The organism is Variovorax sp. R-27 (assembly GCF_049913215.1).
In the GTDB taxonomy this organism is placed as follows: Bacteria; Pseudomonadota; Gammaproteobacteria; order Burkholderiales; family Burkholderiaceae_C; genus Variovorax.
This window is the reverse complement of the sequence record NZ_CP183984.1, coordinates 5,526,540-5,544,692: the sequence shown is the minus strand read 5'-3', so window position 1 is coordinate 5,544,692 and position 18,153 is coordinate 5,526,540. Positions and strand designations below refer to the sequence as shown.

Genomic DNA, 18,153 nt, shown 5'->3' with positions numbered 1-18,153 from the left:
TATTATCTACTTTCAGACGAAAAATCAAAGGCAATGCAGACTGGCTGCTCAGCGGCCGGTATGCACTTTGATCCGGATCGTCGCCACGTCCCATCCCCGGTTCTTGAGCCGCGTCACCAGCATCGGCGACAGCTGGCGCAGCTTGGCGGCCGCGGCGCTGCCCTTGACCAGCAGGCACCACACGTCGCCTTCGGCCGGCCCGGCCTGCACGGCACCGCGCATGGCCGGCGGAATCAGCCCTTCCACGGCCTTGAGCCGCTCCGCGGTGTCGCGTGCGCGCGCCATCAGGCTGCCCAGGGTGGGCGCGCCTTCTGCAGCTTGCTGCAGTGAAATGGCGGGGGGAAGTCGGCGATACATGCGTAATCCAGGGGTTAGAAACAAGACAGCTAAAATGCCCGGTTTGCCGGCGTTCGCGCCGGAAAAAGGCTGCTTGCTTTCATTGAAAGCGCGCCCAACTGCTTTCACCATATCTTAGGGAATCCGGTCGAAGTGCCTGCCGTATCAGGTGCCCGCCCATCTCCACCCATGGCAACCAACTTCCTGACCCAGATTTTCGGCAGTCGCAACGACCGGCTCCTCAAGCAGTATCGCAAGACGGTGGAACGCATCAATGCGCTCGAACCCGAGTTCGAGAAGCTCAGCGACGATGCGCTGCGTGCCAAGACGCAGGAATTCAAAGAACGCGTCGCCAAGGGAGAATCGCTCGACGACCTGCTGCCGGAAGCCTTCGCCACGGTGCGTGAAGGCTCCAAGCGCGTCATGAAGATGCGCCACTTCGACGTCCAGCTGCTCGGCGGCATGGCGCTGCACAACGGCAAGATCTCCGAAATGCGCACCGGCGAAGGCAAGACGCTGACCGCCACGCTGCCGGTGTACCTGAATGCGCTGTCCGGCCAGGGCGTGCACGTGGTCACGGTGAACGACTACCTGGCCAATCGCGACGCGACCTGGATGGGCCGCCTCTACAACTTCCTCGGTCTCTCGGTGGGCATCAACCTGCCGCAGATGCCGCGCGAGGAAAAGCAGGCCGCCTACCGCAGCGACATCACGTACGGCACGAACAACGAGTACGGCTTCGACTACCTGCGCGACAACATGGTCTACGAGCCCGGCGACCGGGTGCAGCGCGGCCTGAACTACGCCATCGTCGACGAAGTGGACTCGATCCTGATCGACGAGGCCCGCACCCCGCTGATCATCAGCGGCCAGGCCGAAGACCACACCGACCTCTACCTTGCCATCAACAAGGTGGTGCCGCTGCTCAAGAAGCAGGAAGGCGAAGCCGATCCGCGCACGGGCGAGGGCGTCACGGTGCCCGGCGACTTCACGGTCGACGAGAAGACGCACCAGGTGTTCCTGACAGAAGACGGCCACGAGAACGCCGAACGCATCCTGGGCGAGTTCAAGCTGCTGCCCGAGGGCGCCTCGCTCTACGACCCGGCCAACATCACGCTGATGCATCACCTGAATGCGGCGCTGCGTGCACGTCACCTGTATCACCGCGACCAGCACTACGTGGTGCAGCAGGGCGAAGTGGTGATCGTCGACGAATTCACCGGCCGCCTGATGACGGGCCGCCGCTGGAGCGACGGCCTGCACCAGGCCGTGGAGGCCAAGGAAGGCGTGGAGATCCAGGCCGAGAACCAGACGCTGGCTTCCATCACCTTCCAGAACTACTTCCGCCTGTACGGCAAGCTGGCCGGCATGACCGGCACGGCCGACACCGAGGCCTACGAGTTCCAGGAAATCTACGGTCTCGAGACCACGATTATTCCGCCCAACCGCATCAGCAAGCGCGAAGACCAGCTCGACCGCGTCTACAAGACGACGCGCGAGAAGTACGAGGCGGCCATCCAGGACATCCGCGAGTGCTACGAGCGCGGCCAGCCGGTGCTGGTGGGCACCTCGTCCATCGAGAACTCCGAAATCATCGACGGCCTGCTGACGCAGGCGGGCCTGCCGCACCAGGTGCTGAATGCCAAGCAGCACGCACGCGAAGCCGACATCGTGGCGCAGGCCGGCCGCACGAAGATGATCACCATCGCGACCAACATGGCCGGCCGCGGCACCGACATCGTGCTGGGCGGCAACATCGAGAAGATGATCGAGGCGATCGAGGCCGACGAAGGTCGCGACGAAGCCACCAAGAAGGCCGACATCGAGCACGTGCGCGCCGAATGGGCCAAGGACCACGAGTTCGTGAAGTCGCTCGGCGGCCTGCGCATCATCGCGACCGAACGCCATGAGTCGCGCCGCATCGACAACCAACTGCGCGGCCGTTCGGGCCGCCAGGGCGATCCGGGTTCGTCGCGCTTCTACCTGAGCCTGGACGATCCGCTGATGCGCATCTTCGCGGGCGACCGCGTGAAGGCGATCATGGACCGCCTGAAGATGCCCGACGGCGAAGCCATCGAAGCCGGCATCGTCACGCGCAGCATCGAGAGCGCGCAGCGCAAGGTCGAGGCGCGCAACTTCGACATCCGCAAGCAGCTGCTCGAATACGACGACGTGTCGAACGACCAGCGCAAGGTGATTTATCAGCAGCGCAATGACATCCTCGATGCGGGCGACCTCACGGCGCAGATCGCGGCGCTGCGCGAAGGCTGCTTCACCGACCTCGTGCGCCAGTACATCCCGAGCGAATCGGTCGAAGAGCAATGGGACCTCGACGGCCTCGAGAAGAGCCTCTTCAACGAGTGGGGCATCGACATGCCGCTCAAGAAGGAAGTCGAGGCCTCGGACGCCATCGCCGACGAAGACATCGTCGAGAAGGTGCTCAAGAACGCCAACGAGACTTTCGATGCCAAGGTCGCGCTGATCGGCCAGGAAAACTTCACCCAGTTCGAGCGCATGGTCCTGCTGCAGAGCATCGACACCCACTGGCGCGAACACCTGGCCTCGCTCGACTACCTGCGCCAGGGCATCCACCTGCGCGGCTATGCGCAGAAGCAGCCCAAGCAGGAATACAAGCGCGAAGCCTTCGAACTCTTCGGCCAGTTGCTCGACTCAGTCAAGAACGAAGTCACGCGCCAGCTGATGACGGTGCGCGTGCAGTCGGGCGAGCAGCTCGAAGAGGCTGCCGAAGCGCTCGAAAGCCGTGGCGAGAACGTCGCCAACATCACCTACAGCGCGCCGACCGAAACCGGTGAAGTCGAGGTGCGTGTCGACGAGGAAAGCCAGCGCCGCCTGGCGGCCGCCGGTCTGGGCACGCTGAGCGCCGAAGCCCTGGCCTTCGCCCGCGTCGGCCGCAACGATCCGTGCCCTTGCGGCAGTGGCAAGAAGTACAAGCAGTGCCACGGCAAGCTCAGCTGAAGTCCGCAACACATTCACCGAGAGAAACCCCATGCCCGTGAACCTGTCTGCCCCTGATCCCGCCGCCTTGTTCGCGGTGCCCGGCGTTCGCATCGGCGTGGCCGAAGCGGGCGTGCGCAAGGCCAATCGCAAGGACCTGACCGTCGTGCTGATAGACGAAGGCTCGGCGGTCGGCGGGGTGTTCACCCAGAACCGTTTCTGCGCCGCGCCGGTGCAGGTCTGCCGCGACAACCTGGCCGCGAACTACGGCATCCGGGCGATGGTCATCAACACCGGCAACGCCAACGCCGGCACGGGCGAAGACGGGCTGATGCGCACGCGCTCCACCTGCATCGCGCTCGCGCGCAAGCTGGAGATCGCGCCCGAGCAGATCCTGCCGTTCTCGACCGGCGTGATCATGGAGCCGCTGCCCGTGGACCGCATCGAAGCGGGCCTGCCGGCCGCGCTGGCCGATGCCGACGCGAACCACTGGGCGCGCGCGGCCGAAGGCATCATGACCACTGACACGATCCCCAAGGCCTTCAGCCAGCAGGTTCAGATCGGCGGCGTCACCGTCACCATCACCGGCATCAGCAAGGGCGCCGGCATGATCCGCCCGAACATGGCGACCATGCTGGGCTTCATGGCCACCGACGCGAAGATCGATCCATCGCTGATCCAGCCGCTGGCCAAGCTGCTGGCCGATGCCTCGTTCAACCGCGTGACCATCGACGGCGACACCTCGACCAACGACTCGTTCGTGGTCATCGCCACGCAGAAGGCGTCGCACGCGACCATCACTTCGCTCGATTCGGCCGACGGCAAGGCGCTTGTGGCCGCGATGCAGAACGTGGCCCGCCAACTGGCGCAGGCCATCGTGCGCGACGGCGAAGGCGCGACCAAGTTCATCACCATCCAGGTCGAAGGCGGCCGCGATGCCGCCGAGTGCAAGCAGGTGGCGTATGCCGTGGCGCATTCGCCGCTGGTCAAGACGGCTTTCTACGCCAGCGACCCGAATCTGGGCCGCATCCTGGCGGCCGTCGGCTATGCGGGCATTGCCGACCTCGACCAGACCGGCATCGACCTGTTCCTCGACGACGTGCACGTGGCCGTCAAGGGCGGACGCAACCCGTCGTACCGTGAAGAAGACGGCCAGCGCGTGATGAAGCAGAGCGAGATCACGGTGCGCATTGGCCTCGGCCGCGGCACGGCCAGCGAGACGGTGTGGACCTGCGACTTCAGCCACGAATATGTGACCATCAACGCCGACTACCGGTCATGAACGAGCAGTTCCAGAAGCTGATCGAGCGCGCCGAGCAGCTCATTTCCCGCATCGAATCGATTCTTCCGCAGCCGCTGGCCGCGCCCGCCGACTGGAACGCATCCATCGCCTGGCGCTACCGCCGCCGCAACTCGGGCCACGGTGTGCTTGAGCCAGTGAAGCACGTGGCCGCGATGGCGCTCGATTCGCTGAAGGAAATCGACGTCCAGAAGGAAAAGATCGCGCGCAACACGCAGCAGTTCGTCGAAGGCAAGCCGGCCAACAACGTGCTGCTGACGGGCGCGCGTGGCACGGGCAAGTCGTCGTTGATCCGTGCTTGCCTGCAGGCTTATGCGCCGCAGGGCCTGCGCCTGATCGAAGTGGACAAGGCCGAACTCGTCGACCTGCCCGACATCGTCGAAGTTGTGTCGCAGCGTCCCGAGAAATTCATCGTGTTCAGCGACGACCTGAGCTTCGACGAAGGCGAGCCGGGCTACAAGGCGCTGAAGTCGATTCTCGACGGATCGATTGCGGCCTCGACGCCCAACGTGCTGATCTACGCGACCAGCAACCGGCGCCACCTGCTGCCCGAGTACATGAAGGAAAACCTCACGTACACGCACACTGACGATGGCGAAGTCCATCCCGGCGAGGTGATCGAGGAAAAGATCTCGCTGTCGGAGCGCTTCGGCCTCTGGGTGAGCTTCTATCCCTTCAGCCAGAACGAATACCTGACGATCGTGGGCCAGTGGCTCTCGTCGTTCGGCGTGGACGACGCAGCCATCGCGGCGGCGCGGCCCGAGGCGCTCGTGTGGGCGCTGGAGCGCGGTTCGCGCAGCGGCCGCGTGGCCTACCAGTTCGCGCGCGACTACGCGGGCCGGAGCGCCGCGTGAGCGAGCCTCGCAAGCACACGGAAGTCGCGGTCGGCGTGCTGATTCGCCTGTCCGACGACGCGCTGCTGCTCTCGAGCCGGCCCGAAGGCAAGGCCTACGCGGGCTTCTGGGAGTTTCCCGGCGGCAAGATCGAGGCGGGAGAGACGGTCGAAGAGGCACTGCGGCGCGAGCTGCAGGAAGAACTCGGCATCACCATCGACGGCGCCGAAGTCTGGAAGATCACGGAGCATGACTACCCGCATGCGCTGGTGCGCCTGCACTGGTGCAAGGTGACGGCCTGGAGCGGCGAGTTCGAGATGCGCGAAGGCCAGCAGATGGCCTGGCAACAGCTGCCGCTGGACGTGACGCCGGTGCTCCCGGGCGCGTTTCCGGTGCTGCAATGGCTGTCGGAAGAGCGCGGCCTGCCGTTCGTGCCGCCTCCGGTCGTCGCGCCTGTTGCGCCGGCCAACTGACTGATTGATGCATCCCAAGTACCGTCCGGACATCGATGGGCTGCGCGCGATCGCGGTCGGGTCCGTGCTGGTGTATCACGCCTTCCCGACGGCACTGATGGGCGGCTTCGTCGGGGTCGACATCTTCTTCGTGATCTCGGGCTTCCTGATCACGACCATCATTCTCCAGAGCCTCGCGGCGGGTGACTTCAGCTACCGCGACTTCTATGCGCGGCGCATCCGGCGGATCTTTCCGGCGCTGATCGTGGTGCTGCTGGCGACGCTGTGCGCCGGCTGGTATCTGTTGTTGTCCGACGAGTTCGCCGAGCTCGGCAAGCAGACCGTGGGCGGCGCGGCGTTCGTCGCCAACCTGGTGTTCTGGGGCGAGTCGGGCTATTTCGACACGGCTGCCGAAACCAAGCCGCTGCTGCACCTGTGGTCCCTCGGCATCGAGGAGCAGTTCTACATTTTCTGGCCGCTGCTGCTGGGGCTCGCATGGCGCAAGCGCTGGCCGATCGTGCGCGTGGTGCTGGTGGTCGCGGTGGTCTCGTTCCTGGTGAATGTGACGACGGTGCATCCGTTGCCGGCGGCGTCGTTCTACTCGCCGGCCTCCCGTTTCTGGGAGCTGATGGTGGGCGGCATCCTGGCCTGCATGCGGCTGAAGCCGCCGACGCCGAGCGCGTGGCGCAGCCACTTGCAGTCGGTGCTGGGCGTCGGGTTGATCGTGCTCGGGCTGGTGATGATCCGCAGCAACAAGGCGTTCCCGGGCTGGTGGGCGCTGCTGCCCACGCTGGGCGCGGTGAGCTGCATCGCCGCAGGGCCGAACGGCGTGCTGAACAAGTACCTGCTGTCGAACCGGGTGATGGTGTGGCTCGGGCTCATCAGCTATCCGCTGTACCTGTGGCACTGGCCGCTGCTTGCGTTCGTGCGCATCGTGGAGGCCGACCCGCTGCATCCGTCGCCGGTCTACCGCGCCGGCGCGATGGTGGCCAGCGTGCTGCTCGCGTGGGCCACGTACCGCTTTGTCGAGCGCTATGCGAGAAATCGCCCCGGCGCGGGCACGCTCAAGGCACTGGGCGCGGGGATGGTGCTGCTGGCCGCCGCAGGCACGGCGATCTTCTTCGGCGTGCCCGAGCCGCGCAACAACAGCGCTCAGTTGCAGATCGTCGCCAACGCCGGGCTGGATGCCGACTATTACCAGGGCTTCAAGCTCGACATGATCGGCGACCAGCTGGTCTACAAGGTTGGCGGTGGGCCCAAGCGGGTGCTGTTCCTGGGCGACAGCCACGTGCAGCAGTACGCGCCGCGCGTGATGGAACTGGCCCGCACGCTGTCGATGGAAGACAAGTCGGCCTGGTTCGTGACCCAGGGCGCGTGTCCGGCGGTGCCGGGGGTCTTCGCGGACAAGAACATCGGATGCGCCGAGCGGCGCACTGCGTTGCTGGCCTATGCACTGAGCCCCGAGGTCGATTCGGTGGTCATCGGCGGTTGCTGGAACTGCTACTTCGTCGGCCACGGCGCCCTGGAGTACTACTACCGCGGCGCGGACAACGTGGTCCATCCGTTCCAGGGCGGCGACGGTATCGAACGCTCGCTGGCCTCGCTGGAGGTCACGCTGCGCGAGCTGGCACGCCACAAGAAGGTCTACCTGCTGCTCGACAACCCCGGTGGTCCCGAGTTCACGCCGAAGCGCCTGATCGAGGGCAGCCGCCTGACGCACATGGAGGCTTCGGTCTCGACGCCGACGACGCCGCTGCCGGCCGACCAGAAGCAGCTCAATGACCGGCTGCGCGCGATCGCGCAGGCGAGCGGAGCCGAGGCCATCGATGCGATGGCGGTGCTGTGCAAGGACGACCAGTGCATCCGCACGATGCCCGACGGTTCGCCCGCCTACAAGGACGCCGACCACCTGCGCCCGCGCTACACCCGGGAAGAGGCGAGCTACTTCGACCGCACGGTGCGCGCCGTGCAACAGCCGTCGCGCTGAGCGAGGCTGAGCGAACGATGCATCCCAAGTACCGCCCGGACATCGACGGCCTGCGCGCCATCGCAGTGGGCTCGGTGCTGGCGTACCACGCCTTTCCGAGCCTGCTGCCGGGCGGCTTCATCGGGGTCGACATCTTCTTCGTGATCTCAGGCTTCCTGATCACGACCATTCTTCTGCAGAGCCTGGCGGCGGGCGATTTCAGCTATCGCGACTTCTATGCGCGGCGCATCCGGCGCATCTTTCCGGCGCTGGTGCTCGTGCTGCTCGCTACGCTGGCCTTCGGCTGGTACGTGCTGCTGCCGGGCGAGTTCTCGCAGCTCGGCAAGCAGACCACGGGCGGGGCCGCCTTCTTTGCCAACCTCGTCTTCCTGGGCGAAGCCGGGTACTTCGACGCCACGGCCGAGACCAAGCCGCTGCTGCACCTGTGGTCGCTGGGGATCGAGGAGCAGTTCTACATCTTCTGGCCGCTGATGCTGGGGCTGGCCTGGCGCAAGCGCTGGCCCATCTTGCGCGTGACCCTGGCGGTGGCCGCGATCTCGTTCCTGGTCAATGTGCTGACGGTGCAGCCGCATCGCGCAGCTGCGTTCTATTCGCCGCTGTCACGCGCCTGGGAACTGATGGCCGGCGGGTTGCTGGCGGCGATGCGGCTGCAGGCTGCCAGCGGTTCGGCCCAGCCGCGTGCGTGGACGAAGCATGTGCAGTCCGTCGTTGGCGTGAGCCTTATCGTGCTCGGCCTCTTCATGACGCGCAGCACGAAGGCGTTTCCGGGCTGGTGGGCGCTGCTGCCGGTGCTGGGGGCGGTGAGCTGCATCGCGGCCGGGCCGAACGGCGTGCTCAACCGTTATCTGCTGTCGAACCGTGTCATGGTGTGGATCGGCTTGATCAGTTACCCGCTCTACCTCTGGCACTGGCCGCTGCTTTCGTATGCGCGCATCGTGGTGGGCGGAGAGCCTTCGCTGCAGGTGCGCATCGCGCTGGTGGTGGCATCGGTCGTGCTGGCGTGGGCCACGTATCGCTTCCTCGAGCGCTTCGTCAAGCTTCATCTCTCGCAGACGATGCTGCGCGGGCTGGCGGGCAGCGGCGCCGCGCTGGCGCTGGCCGGGGTGCTGGTTTTCCTGGGCACGCCGCCGCCGCGCAACGACAGCCAGGCCCTGCAGGCGGTGGCGGATGCAACGCGCGAAGACAACTACTACAACGGCTTCGAAGAGGCTGCGCTGGGCGGGCAATTCGTCTACCGCACCGGCAGCGGCAAGCACAACGTGCTGCTGATCGGCGACAGCCACGTCGAGCAATACGCGCCGCGCGCGCTCGAAATGGTGCGCACGCAGCCCGGCAAGGCCCGCACGGTGTACTTCGCGACCAAGGGCTCATGTCCGCCTGTGCCGGGCCTGTTCAGCGGCGCCGATACGGCGTGCGAAGAGAGGCGCACAGCAGTGCTCAACCTGGCGCTGAAGCCGGAGATCGATTCGGTGGTGCTCGGGGCATGCTGGAGCTGCTACTTCACGGGGGCCGGACCCACGATGAACTACTTTGTCGACGACAAGAAGGCCGTGCACCCGTTCCTCGGCGGGGACGGTGTCGACCTGTCGCTGAAGTCGCTGGGCGAGACGCTGAAGCGCCTGTCGGCGCACAAGACGGTCTACCTGGTGCTCGGCAATCCGGTCGGCATGGATTTCGATCCGCTCAAGCAGATCCAGGGTAGCCGGCTGGGCGGCATGACGGCGGCCACCGGGCAGCTCAAGGCGCCGATGCCGCAAGACCAGGCGCAGTTCAATGCGCGGCTGAAGCAGGTGGCCGAGGCCAATGGCGCGAAGGTCATCGAGCCGTTTGCCAGCCTGTGTGCCGATGGCCAGTGCATCCGCAGCATGCCGGACGACGGTTCGCCGGCCTACAAGGATATCGGGCACTTGCGGCCCCGGTACGCGCGCAGCTTCGCGACCTACATCGACCCTGCCTTGCTCGACGAAGACGCGGGCGGCAAGTAGCCAGCCCCGCGGCTGCCCGGCTGCCTACTGGTGGATCTTGGGGTCGCCGAAAGGCTCGTCGTCAGGCGGCGCTTCGGCCGGCATGCGGAATTCTTCGCTGGCCCAGGCACCCAGGTCGACACCCTTGCAGCGCGCGCTGCAGAAGGGCCTGTAGGCGTTGCTCGGTGCGTAGATGCTGTCGCCGCCGCACGTGGGGCAGCGGACGATCCGTTCGCCCTTGCTGTTCAACCGTGTCGTCATGCGCAGAGGGTCAGCTCGAAAGGCGCGTCGTCCGAGCTTTGGTGGAGGCGGTCGTCCGCGTCATGGCGCATCAGGCGCACCGAGACCATGAGGCGGTTGCCGCTGATTTCAGGGATCAAGCCGAGCTTGGGGTCGATGCGCAGGCGCAGCAACTGGAAGCTGCGGCCCTGCGGCAGGTTCTGCTGGAACTGGCCGTTGGTGGCGATCACCTTGTAGGGCACGTCGGCATCGCGCAGCAGCTTGAGCAGCAGGTAGATCGACGAGGCCAGCGGCGAGAGGGTGTTCGACCAGCGTTCGAGGTCAGCGCGGCGGCTGGCGGCGGGGCGGTGCTGCCAGGCGTAGTAGGCGGGCAGGTCGAACTCGCAGGTGCCGCCCGGAATGCCGGCGCGGCTGCGGATGCTCATGAGCCACTCGTTCTCAGTCAGCGCCTGCCCGGCCTTGCCGGCCACGCTGTTGAGGGTGGCGAAGTTGCCTTCGAGCTGGCCGACGACCTGGTCGAGCACGGCCTCGGCGATGGCCGGATTGCCCCGGTAGCTGTTGAAGACGTTCTTGTGCTTGTCCAGGTCGCGCAGCACGTCGGCCTTGAGGTCGGCGCGCGCGGCGACGTCCATGATCTCGAAGATCGTGACCAGGGCGTAGTGGTGGGACAGAGGCGATTCGGCGGGCACCAACTCACCGAGGCGGCGAAACAGGTGCTCCAGCCGCAGGTACGTGCGGATGCGCTCGTTGAAGGGGTACTCGTAGAGGATCACGCGTATCGTTTTTTCACGTCGGGTTCGAGCTCATTGTGATTTGGCAACCGGGGTGGGCATCACCTGGCGCACAGCCTCCAGCATACGCTGCCCGAAAAGAATGTAACCCCGGGTCGAGACGTGGGTCTCGTTGGCGGGGAAAAGATCCATCATCTTGAAGCGGTTCTCTTCTGCCAGCGCGAACAGGTCCGGTCCGATATTTTGCGGGTTGAATTCGGCCCGGAACGCATCGGCATGGTTTTGTTGCAAATACACGGTGCTCTTGTTGGGGACCACCATCCACACCACCTTGTAAGGCGCGGCGGTGCTTTCGAAGCGCTTCATGAACTGCGCGGACTCGGCCGTCAGCGCCGCGTTGACGCGGTCTTCGGCGGTCATGAGCAGCTTGTCGCAGGCGCGGTGGCTGAACTGCTTGCAGCCGTCGGGCACCACGCGCGCGTCGATCAGCGGGCCCCAGCGGTCGGGCGTGTTGGTCCAGCTGTCGGAGGCCATGATGGCCTTGGTGTTTTGGTATGTGAACCAGCCACTGAGCAACTGGGCATCCCAGTTGAGCTGGAAGCCGGGGGCGGGCTTGGCCGGGTTCTCGAAGGGCGGCGGCGTCGGCTTGAAGGCGTGCTTCATCGTCTTGCAGCTCTCGGACTTCTCGATACGGTCCTGCAGCAGGCGCTCGATGCTCTCGACGATGACCACTTTGCCCTTGAAGCCGGATTTATCGAGCCAACCAGAGAAGTCGTCGCACAGGGTGCCGCCGAGGTTGTCCCAGTGCGTCGTGGTGACCTTGTAGCCGGCGCCCACGAGCGCCGATTGCCAGGCGTAGCGCACGGAGAAGCTGTCGCCGATCACCAGGATGTCGGACTCCTGGATCGGCCACGTCTTGATGTCCGCATCGGGAATAGGTGGTGGCGGCACGTGCCAGCCGAACTCGCGTTCCGAGATGCGTCCGATGCGGGTCAGGTCGCCGTAGGGAATGGGGGTGAAGAGGCTGGCGACCAGCAGCGCGCAGCACACCAGATAGCCCGCTACAAAGATGCGTAGCCAGGTCCTGGCCGATTTCGTGTCTTCCATGTCAGAACTGGAAATAGAGGAACGGGCTGTAGTTGCCGAACTTCGACACGCACAGGCCAAAAAGATAGATGCAGCCCAGGCCCGTGACCCAGGTGGCCAGGCGCTGGAGGCGGGGGCGGCCGGCCAGCCCCGCGACGTTCGGGATCCAGCGGTCGAGCGTGATGGTGGGCGGCAGCGCCAAGCAGATCACCAGGCCGACGAGGATGGTCTGGAAGAACTCGGGCTTGCGGAACGGCACGCGGAACTCGCTGAAGGCCGACACGGGCGCGCCGTGCATGCCCAGCATGCCCTTGTAGATCTCGACGGCGGCTGTCATGCTGTCGGCCCGGAACACCACCCAGGCGATCATCACGCACAGGAAGGTGATGAACCAGCCGACCACGCGGCCATACCACGTGGTCTTCGTGTTGCCCCGGCGCACCTTGGCGTTCCAGAAATGGTTGACCATCAGGTAGGCGCCATGCAGTGCGCCCCAGATGACGAAGGTCCAGGCGGCGCCGTGCCACAGGCCGCCCAGCAGCATTGTCAGGAAAAGGTTGATGTAGCGCCGGGCCGGCCCCTTGCGGTTGCCTCCGAGCGGCACGTAGAGGTAATCGCGCAGGAAAGTCGACAGCGAGATGTGCCAGCGGCGCCAGAACTCGATCATGTTGGTCGACTTGTAAGGCGACCTGAAATTGAGCGGCAGCTGCACGCCCACGCACAGAGACAGGCCGACCGCCATGTCCGAGTAGCCGGAGAAGTCGAAGTAGATCTGCAGCGTGTAGGCCAGCACCCCGAACCAGGCCGTGTACAGCGAGGGCAGCACGCCTTCGTGCACGCCCTTGAACATCATGTCGGCGTACTGCCCCAGCGGGTCGGCGATCAGCATCTTCTTGGCCAGGCCGAATACGAAGATGCCCAGTCCGAGCGCCATGTTGTTGGCGTTGAACCGGTAGGTGGCCGGGTTGTTGAACTGCGGCATCATCTGCGCGTGATGCAGCACCGGGCCCGCGATCAGGTGCGGGAAGTAGGTGACGAACAGCGCGTAGTGCACGAAGCTGCGCTCCCGCACCTTGCCCTGCCAGCAGTCGACCAGGAAGGCGATCTGCGTGAAGGTGTAGAACGAGATGCCGATCGGCAGCACGATGTGCACCAGGTCGATCTGCGCGAAGCCCGCGGCGGCCAGGCCGGCATCGATGTTTTCCAGGAAGAAGTTGGCGTACTTGAAGACGGCCAGCACCCCGAGATTGACCACCAGCGCGATGATCAACAGGGCCTTGCGGTGCTTGTCTTCCCGGCCAGGCGAGGGCGTGAGCCGCAATCCGAACCAGTAGTTGATGCAGATCGACCCCAGCAGCAAGGGCAGTGCCTTGACGCTCCACCATCCGTAGAAGAAGAGCGAAGCCAGTGCCAGGAAACCCGCCGCCGACCGGGGGCTGCGCGCACCGATCAGGAAGAAGCCGATCAGGACCAGCGGGAAGAAAACAAAGATGAAAGGGTACGAATTGAAAAGCATCGTGAGGGGCGCTGAGGCGTGCGCCGTTTGACGTGATCGTCGTGTAGCCGTCGCGGCGTCAACCCCAAATTATCGCGTGCCCGGCCGAACCCACCGTTCCCAGAGACCCCGTACCTGCTGAGCGAGTTCCTCCAGCGTCAAAGACTCGTTGAAAACGACCGCGTCGGCGGCGGCCCGGCGCGCCCGGCGCGTGGCCTGCTGGGCGATCACTGCCTTGACCGCTTCCGGCGTCCAGCCCGAGCGTGCGACGACGCGCTTGAGCTGCGTTTCCTCGGTGGCGTCGACCACCAGCACCCGGTCGACAGTGGCGCGCCAGCGGCCGGATTCGACGAGCAGGGGGACATCGAACACGACGACCGCATCCTCGCCCGCTGCTGCGGCCTGGCGCTGGGTTTCGGCGCCGATCAAGGGGTGGAGGATGGATTCGAGGCGAGCCTTGGCTCCCGCATCCGCGAACACGATCTGTCGCATGGCGGCCCTGTCCAGGCCTCCGTCCGGGGCGATGACCCTGGGGCCGAAGGCTGCCTCGAGGGCCGGCATGGCGATGCCGCCTGGGAGTGCGATGGCGCGCGCGATGGCGTCGGTGTCCACCAGCACAGCTCCCTGGGCCACCAGCAGCCTTGCGACGGTGCTCTTGCCGCTGCCGATGCCGCCCGTCAGACCGATGCGCCGCACCATGCGGTGTGTCAATGGATCAGTGCGCCAAGGGGGAAGGCGAACGGAATCCATTGCCTCACGACTTCCGGGCCCGCCACCAGGCAGACGAGGCCCGCTCCGGCCAGGAAGGGGCCGAAGGCGATGGGAATGTCCTTGTGCGCCAGCTTGCCGGCGATGCGCAGCGTCACGCCGATCACCGCGCCCACCAGCGAGGAGACGAGGATGATCGCGATGAGATAGTCGGCGCCGAGCCAGGCACCCAGCGCGGCAAGCAGTTTGAAGTCTCCATAGCCCATGCCTTCCTTGCCCGTGACCAGGCGAAAGCCATGGTACACAAGCCAGAGGCTCAGGTAGCCGAACACCGCGCCCCAGACCGCCGAGCTCAGCGGCACGCCGGTCCAGCCCATGGCCGCGCCGATCAGGCCGAGCCAGAGCAGGGGGTAGTTGAGCGAGTCAGGCAGGAACTGGGTGTCGAAATCGATCAGGAACTGGCAGATCAGCAGGGCGCCGAACGCAGCCCACAGCGCCCCGGCTGGTGTGATGCCGAAGCGCCAGGCACAGAGGGCGAACAGGGCGCCCGTGACCAGTTCGACCATCGGGTAGCGCGGGCTGATCGCGGTCTTGCACGACGAGCAGCGCCCGCGCAGCACGGCGTAGCTCAGCACGGGGATGTTCTCGTACCAGCGGATCTTGTGCCCACAGGCTCCGCAGCGCGACGCGGGACGGGCCAGGTCGAAAGGAGGCTGCGCTTCGATGACTGCAGCCGCCTTGTCAGCAACTGCTTCCAGCCCCGCGGGGGGCGCGACCTTCGGGCCGAAGGCCAGCGACCACAGCGAGGGTGCGTCCTTCGAGGGCATGAGATTGGCGACGGCGTCGGCTAGCCAGTCGCGGTACATCATCACCGGCGTGCGGTAGATGACGACATTCATGAAGCTGCCGATCAATAGCCCCAGCACACCGGCGAAAACGGTGTCGAACTCCCGCGAAACGAGCATCAAACGACCTGGCCGAGCTTGAAGATAGGCAGGTACATCGACACCACGATGCCGCCGATGATGGTGCCGAGGAACACGATGATGATGGGTTCCATCAGGCTGGCGAGGCCTGCGACCATGTCGTCCACTTCGGATTCGTAGAAGTCGGCGGCCTTGCCCAGCATGTGGTCGATGGAGCCGGATTCTTCGCCAATGGCGGTCATCTGGATCACCATGGAAGGGAACAGGTTGGCGTTGGTCATGGCCGTGGTGAGGCTGGTGCCTGTGGAGACCTCCTGCTGGATCTTCGTCGTGGCGTCGCCGTAGACGGTGTTGCCCGAGGCGCCACCCACCGAATCGAGGGCTTCGACCAGTGGCACGCCGGCGGCGAACATGGTTGCAAGGGTGCGGGTCCAGCGGGCTACGCAGGATTTTTCGATCAGGACGCCGAAAATTGGTACCTTCAGCAGTGCCCGGTCCATGACTCTTTGAAAGCGCTCATTGCGCCTCCAGGCCTGCATGAAGAAGTAGAGTCCGCCGCCAATGCCGCCGAAGATCAGCCACCAGTAGGACACAAAGAATTCGCTGATGCTGATCACGATCAGCGTCGGCGCGGGCAGGTCAGCGCCGAACGACGTGAACACTTCCTTGAACGCCGGAATGACGAAGATCATGATGATGGCGATGACCACGAAGGCCACCACGATCACCGAGATCGGATACATCAATGCCGACTTGATCTTGGACTTGATCGCCTCGGTCTTTTCCATGTAGGTGGCCAGCCGGTCCAGCAGTTCTTCGAGAATACCGGCCGCTTCGCCGGCCTCCACCAGGTTGCAGTACAGGTTGTCGAAGTACTTCGGGAACTTGCGGAAGGCGGCCGACAGCGAGGTACCGGTTTCCACATCGCTACGGATGTCGTTGAGCAGCTTGGCCACGCTCGCGTTCGCATTGCCGCGCCCGACGATGTCGAAGGACTGCATCAAGGGCACGCCGGCCTTCATCATGGTCGCCAGCTGGCGCGTGAAGATGGCAATGTCCTTGGGCTTGATCGCCTTGCCGGAGCGCATGCGGCGCTTCTTGATCTTGGACGCGAGCACGCCCTGGCGACGCAGGGCAGCCTGCACCTGGTTTTCGCCGGCGGCACGAAGTTCGCCGCGCACCATCTTGCCGTTGCGATCTTTGCCTTCCCATTCGAAGACAAACTCCTTGAGCCCATCACGTGAGCGGGTGGATGCCACTGTTGCCATTCGATCTCCGGTTTTCAGTGTGTTCGTTATTCGTTGGTGCAGGCCACGACTTCTTCCAGAGAAGTGAGACCTTGCATCACTTTGCGCAGACCCGACTGGCGCAGCGAGCGTACGCCCTCTGCCTCGGACTGCTGTGCGATGTCGAGCGCGCTGCCGTCCCGCAGGATGATTTCCTGGATGGCCTCGGTGATCGGCATCACCTGGTAGATGCCCACGCGGCCCTTGTAGCCGCCGCTGCAGGCGGAGCAGCCGACGGGGCGGTAGGGCTTCCAGGTGCCGTCCAGGTCTTCTTCCCTGAACCCTGCGTCGAGTAGCGCTTCGCGCGGGACGTCGGCCGGCACGCGGCAGACGGTGCACAGCCGCCGTGCAAGGCGCTGCGCCGTGATCAGGATCACGCTGGACGCGATGTTGAACGGCGCGATGCCCATGTTGCGCATCCGCGTGAGCGTGGTCGGCGCGTCATTGGTGTGCAGCGTGGAGAGCACCAAGTGGCCCGTTTGCGCGGCCTTGATCGAGATATCGGCGGTTTCGAGGTCGCGGATTTCGCCGACCATGATGATGTCGGGATCCTGGCGCAGGAAGGCGCGCAGCGCGGTCGCGAAGGTCAGGCCGGCCCGTTCGTTGACGTTGACCTGGTTGACGCCGGGCAGGTTGATTTCCGACGGGTCTTCTGCCGTCGCGATATTGACGCCCGGCTGGTTCAGCAGGTTCAGGCAGGTGTAGAGCGACACCGTCTTGCCCGAGCCCGTGGGGCCGGTGACGAGCACCATCCCGTAGGGGCGGCCGATGGCATGCAGGAGCCGCGCCTTTTCATCCGCGTCGTAGCCCAGGGCATCGATGCCCAGACGCGCGCTGCTCGGGTCGAGAATACGAACGACGATCTTCTCGCCGAACAGCGTGGGCAGCGTGCTCACGCGAAAGTCGATCACGCGGTCGGGCCCGATCTTGAGCTTCATGCGGCCGTCCTGCGGCACGCGCTTCTCGGAGATGTCGAGCCGGGAAATGACCTTGATGCGCGATGCCAGCTTGTCCTTGATGACTGTGGGCGGGCTGGCGATCTCGCGCAGTTCGCCGTCGACCCGAAAGCGCACGCGGTAGTGGTGCTCGTAGGGCTCGAAGTGAATGTCCGAGGCCCGCATGCCGACGGCGTCGAGCAGCATCTTGTGAAGGAAGCGCACGACCGGTGCGTCCTCGACTTCGGCGATCGCCTGCTCGTTGCTGTCGCCTGAGGTGTCGGCTGAGACATCGTCGAACTCGAACTCGCTGCCGACGATGTTGTTGATGCTCTCCGCTGCCGTCACTGCGGCGGCTTCGATCATTCGGGACAGCTTGTCGTATTCCGCGATGACCCAGTCGACACCCATCTGGGATGCGAACTTGATCTTCTCCGCCGCCTGCTGGTCTGAGGGGTCGGCTGTTGCAACAATCAGACGGTTGTTGCGTTTGCTCAGGACAACGATGCGGTACGCGTGGCACAGCTTCGCGTCGAGCAGATCCTTCGGCAGGCGCTGGGGATCGATGGCGTCGAGATCGAGCAGCGGCGCGCCGAAGGCGGTGGAAAGGGTGTGGGCGAGATCGGCGGCCGAGACGGCGCCGGAGCCGGTCAGCTCCGCGATGAAGCTGGTGCGGCCGCTCAGGGACTTCTGGTAGATGTCTTCGGCGGCCCTGGCAGGAAGCTTGCCGGCCGACACCAGGGCGCGCGCGAGCCCGGGGAGGGCAATCTGCGAGGGTTCTTTAACTGGAAGTTCGGCAGCGGCCATTCAGCGAATGAAAAAGATGTGAAAAAGTGCTTCACGATCATCGCTGAACAGCCCAGTGCTGTAAATCGCTACACAGCAACAGGCATGGCCATTTATTTATGCCAGCCAAAGG

General features: G+C 65.0%; 15 protein-coding genes. 6 read left to right on the top strand and 9 right to left on the bottom strand.

Annotated features, from left to right (window positions below; genetic code table 11):
* Positions 1 to 48: 48 nt before the first annotated feature.
* Positions 49 to 357: a hypothetical protein gene (locus ACN9MV_RS25985; protein WP_093077492.1), complete on the bottom strand. Its 309-nt coding sequence runs from the start codon at positions 355 to 357 to the stop codon at positions 49 to 51.
* Positions 358 to 525: 168 nt separating this feature from the next.
* Between ACN9MV_RS25985 and secA the strand changes: the two genes are divergently transcribed.
* The 6 genes from secA to ACN9MV_RS25955 are packed head-to-tail and all read left to right on the top strand — an operon-like array spanning position 526 to position 9,848.
* A complete protein-coding gene (gene secA, locus ACN9MV_RS25980) occupies positions 526 to 3,312 on the top strand; it encodes a preprotein translocase subunit SecA (protein ID WP_426390112.1) in 2,787 nt (928 codons plus the stop codon).
* A 31-nt stretch (positions 3,313 to 3,343) separates the two neighbouring features.
* On the top strand, positions 3,344 to 4,573 hold the full coding sequence (gene argJ, locus ACN9MV_RS25975) for a bifunctional glutamate N-acetyltransferase/amino-acid acetyltransferase ArgJ (RefSeq protein ID WP_426390111.1): 1,230 nt from the start codon (positions 3,344 to 3,346) through the stop codon (positions 4,571 to 4,573).
* Positions 4,570 to 5,445, top strand: coding sequence for an ATP-binding protein (locus ACN9MV_RS25970; RefSeq protein ID WP_093057437.1), 876 nt, complete (start codon positions 4,570 to 4,572; stop codon positions 5,443 to 5,445). The genes argJ and ACN9MV_RS25970 overlap by 4 nt, the downstream gene beginning before the upstream one ends.
* On the top strand, positions 5,442 to 5,897 hold the full coding sequence (locus ACN9MV_RS25965) for an NUDIX domain-containing protein (RefSeq protein ID WP_093179193.1): 456 nt from the start codon (positions 5,442 to 5,444) through the stop codon (positions 5,895 to 5,897). The genes ACN9MV_RS25970 and ACN9MV_RS25965 overlap by 4 nt, the downstream gene beginning before the upstream one ends.
* 7 nt (positions 5,898 to 5,904) lie before the next feature.
* On the top strand, positions 5,905 to 7,863 hold the full coding sequence (locus ACN9MV_RS25960) for an acyltransferase family protein (RefSeq protein ID WP_097198194.1): 1,959 nt from the start codon (positions 5,905 to 5,907) through the stop codon (positions 7,861 to 7,863).
* A 17-nt stretch (positions 7,864 to 7,880) separates the two neighbouring features.
* Complete coding sequence (locus tag ACN9MV_RS25955) at positions 7,881 to 9,848, top strand: acyltransferase family protein (RefSeq protein ID WP_426390110.1); 1,968 nt, start codon at positions 7,881 to 7,883, stop codon at positions 9,846 to 9,848.
* 24 nt (positions 9,849 to 9,872) lie between these two features.
* Here the strand turns inward: ACN9MV_RS25955 and ACN9MV_RS25950 are convergent, their stop codons facing one another.
* The 8 genes from ACN9MV_RS25950 to pilB all read right to left on the bottom strand — a co-directional run bounded on the left by ACN9MV_RS25950 (position 9,873) and on the right by pilB (position 18,041).
* Positions 9,873 to 10,088, bottom strand: a complete 216-nt coding sequence (locus tag ACN9MV_RS25950; protein WP_426390108.1) for a DNA gyrase inhibitor YacG — start codon at positions 10,086 to 10,088, stop codon at positions 9,873 to 9,875.
* Positions 10,085 to 10,840: a cell division protein ZapD gene (gene zapD, locus ACN9MV_RS25945; RefSeq protein WP_093057441.1), complete on the bottom strand. Its 756-nt coding sequence runs from the start codon at positions 10,838 to 10,840 to the stop codon at positions 10,085 to 10,087. The genes ACN9MV_RS25950 and zapD overlap by 4 nt, the downstream gene beginning before the upstream one ends.
* A 30-nt stretch (positions 10,841 to 10,870) precedes the next feature.
* Positions 10,871 to 11,905 carry a hypothetical protein gene (locus ACN9MV_RS25940; RefSeq protein WP_093057442.1) on the bottom strand — a complete coding sequence of 345 codons (1,035 nt, stop codon included), beginning with the start codon at positions 11,903 to 11,905 and terminating at the stop codon, positions 10,871 to 10,873.
* A 1-nt stretch (position 11,906) separates the two neighbouring features.
* Positions 11,907 to 13,400, bottom strand: a complete 1,494-nt coding sequence (locus ACN9MV_RS25935; protein ID WP_097198197.1) for an MBOAT family O-acyltransferase — start codon at positions 13,398 to 13,400, stop codon at positions 11,907 to 11,909.
* A gap of 69 nt (positions 13,401 to 13,469) precedes the next feature.
* The gene (coaE, locus tag ACN9MV_RS25930) at positions 13,470 to 14,078 is read right to left on the bottom strand and encodes a dephospho-CoA kinase (RefSeq protein WP_426390106.1); all 609 of its coding nucleotides are present in this window, start codon (positions 14,076 to 14,078) and stop codon (positions 13,470 to 13,472) included.
* An 8-nt stretch (positions 14,079 to 14,086) separates the two neighbouring features.
* Entirely contained in the window at positions 14,087 to 15,052 is a 966-nt protein-coding gene (locus ACN9MV_RS25925) for a prepilin peptidase (RefSeq protein ID WP_426390105.1), read from the bottom strand.
* The gene (locus ACN9MV_RS25920) at positions 15,052 to 16,281 is read right to left on the bottom strand and encodes a type II secretion system F family protein (protein ID WP_093077476.1); all 1,230 of its coding nucleotides are present in this window, start codon (positions 16,279 to 16,281) and stop codon (positions 15,052 to 15,054) included. Before ACN9MV_RS25920 ends, ACN9MV_RS25925 begins: the two co-directional genes overlap by 1 nt.
* 26 nt (positions 16,282 to 16,307) lie before the next feature.
* Positions 16,308 to 18,041: a type IV-A pilus assembly ATPase PilB gene (gene pilB, locus ACN9MV_RS25915; protein WP_097198199.1), complete on the bottom strand. Its 1,734-nt coding sequence runs from the start codon at positions 18,039 to 18,041 to the stop codon at positions 16,308 to 16,310.
* Positions 18,042 to 18,153 lie beyond the last annotated feature (112 nt).

What these genes read in the sequence shown, in the direction of transcription:
- ACN9MV_RS25950 (WP_426390108.1), bottom strand. Translation starts at nt 10,088, where the DNA reads ATGACGACACGGTTGAACAGCAAGGGCGAACGGATCGTCCGCTGCCCC.
- ACN9MV_RS25920 (WP_093077476.1), bottom strand. Translation starts at nt 16,281, where the DNA reads ATGGCAACAGTGGCATCCACCCGCTCACGTGATGGGCTCAAGGAGTTT.
- pilB (WP_097198199.1), bottom strand. Translation starts at nt 18,041, where the DNA reads ATGGCCGCTGCCGAACTTCCAGTTAAAGAACCCTCGCAGATTGCCCTC.
- ACN9MV_RS25955 (WP_426390110.1), top strand. Translation starts at nt 7,881, where the DNA reads ATGCATCCCAAGTACCGCCCGGACATCGACGGCCTGCGCGCCATCGCA.
- ACN9MV_RS25925 (WP_426390105.1), bottom strand. Translation starts at nt 15,052, where the DNA reads ATGCTCGTTTCGCGGGAGTTCGACACCGTTTTCGCCGGTGTGCTGGGG.
- ACN9MV_RS25970 (WP_093057437.1), top strand. Translation starts at nt 4,570, where the DNA reads ATGAACGAGCAGTTCCAGAAGCTGATCGAGCGCGCCGAGCAGCTCATT.
- secA (WP_426390112.1), top strand. Translation starts at nt 526, where the DNA reads ATGGCAACCAACTTCCTGACCCAGATTTTCGGCAGTCGCAACGACCGG.
- ACN9MV_RS25935 (WP_097198197.1), bottom strand. Translation starts at nt 13,400, where the DNA reads ATGCTTTTCAATTCGTACCCTTTCATCTTTGTTTTCTTCCCGCTGGTC.
- ACN9MV_RS25940 (WP_093057442.1), bottom strand. Translation starts at nt 11,905, where the DNA reads ATGGAAGACACGAAATCGGCCAGGACCTGGCTACGCATCTTTGTAGCG.
- ACN9MV_RS25960 (WP_097198194.1), top strand. Translation starts at nt 5,905, where the DNA reads ATGCATCCCAAGTACCGTCCGGACATCGATGGGCTGCGCGCGATCGCG.
- argJ (WP_426390111.1), top strand. Translation starts at nt 3,344, where the DNA reads ATGCCCGTGAACCTGTCTGCCCCTGATCCCGCCGCCTTGTTCGCGGTG.
- ACN9MV_RS25985 (WP_093077492.1), bottom strand. Translation starts at nt 357, where the DNA reads ATGTATCGCCGACTTCCCCCCGCCATTTCACTGCAGCAAGCTGCAGAA.
- coaE (WP_426390106.1), bottom strand. Translation starts at nt 14,078, where the DNA reads ATGGTGCGGCGCATCGGTCTGACGGGCGGCATCGGCAGCGGCAAGAGC.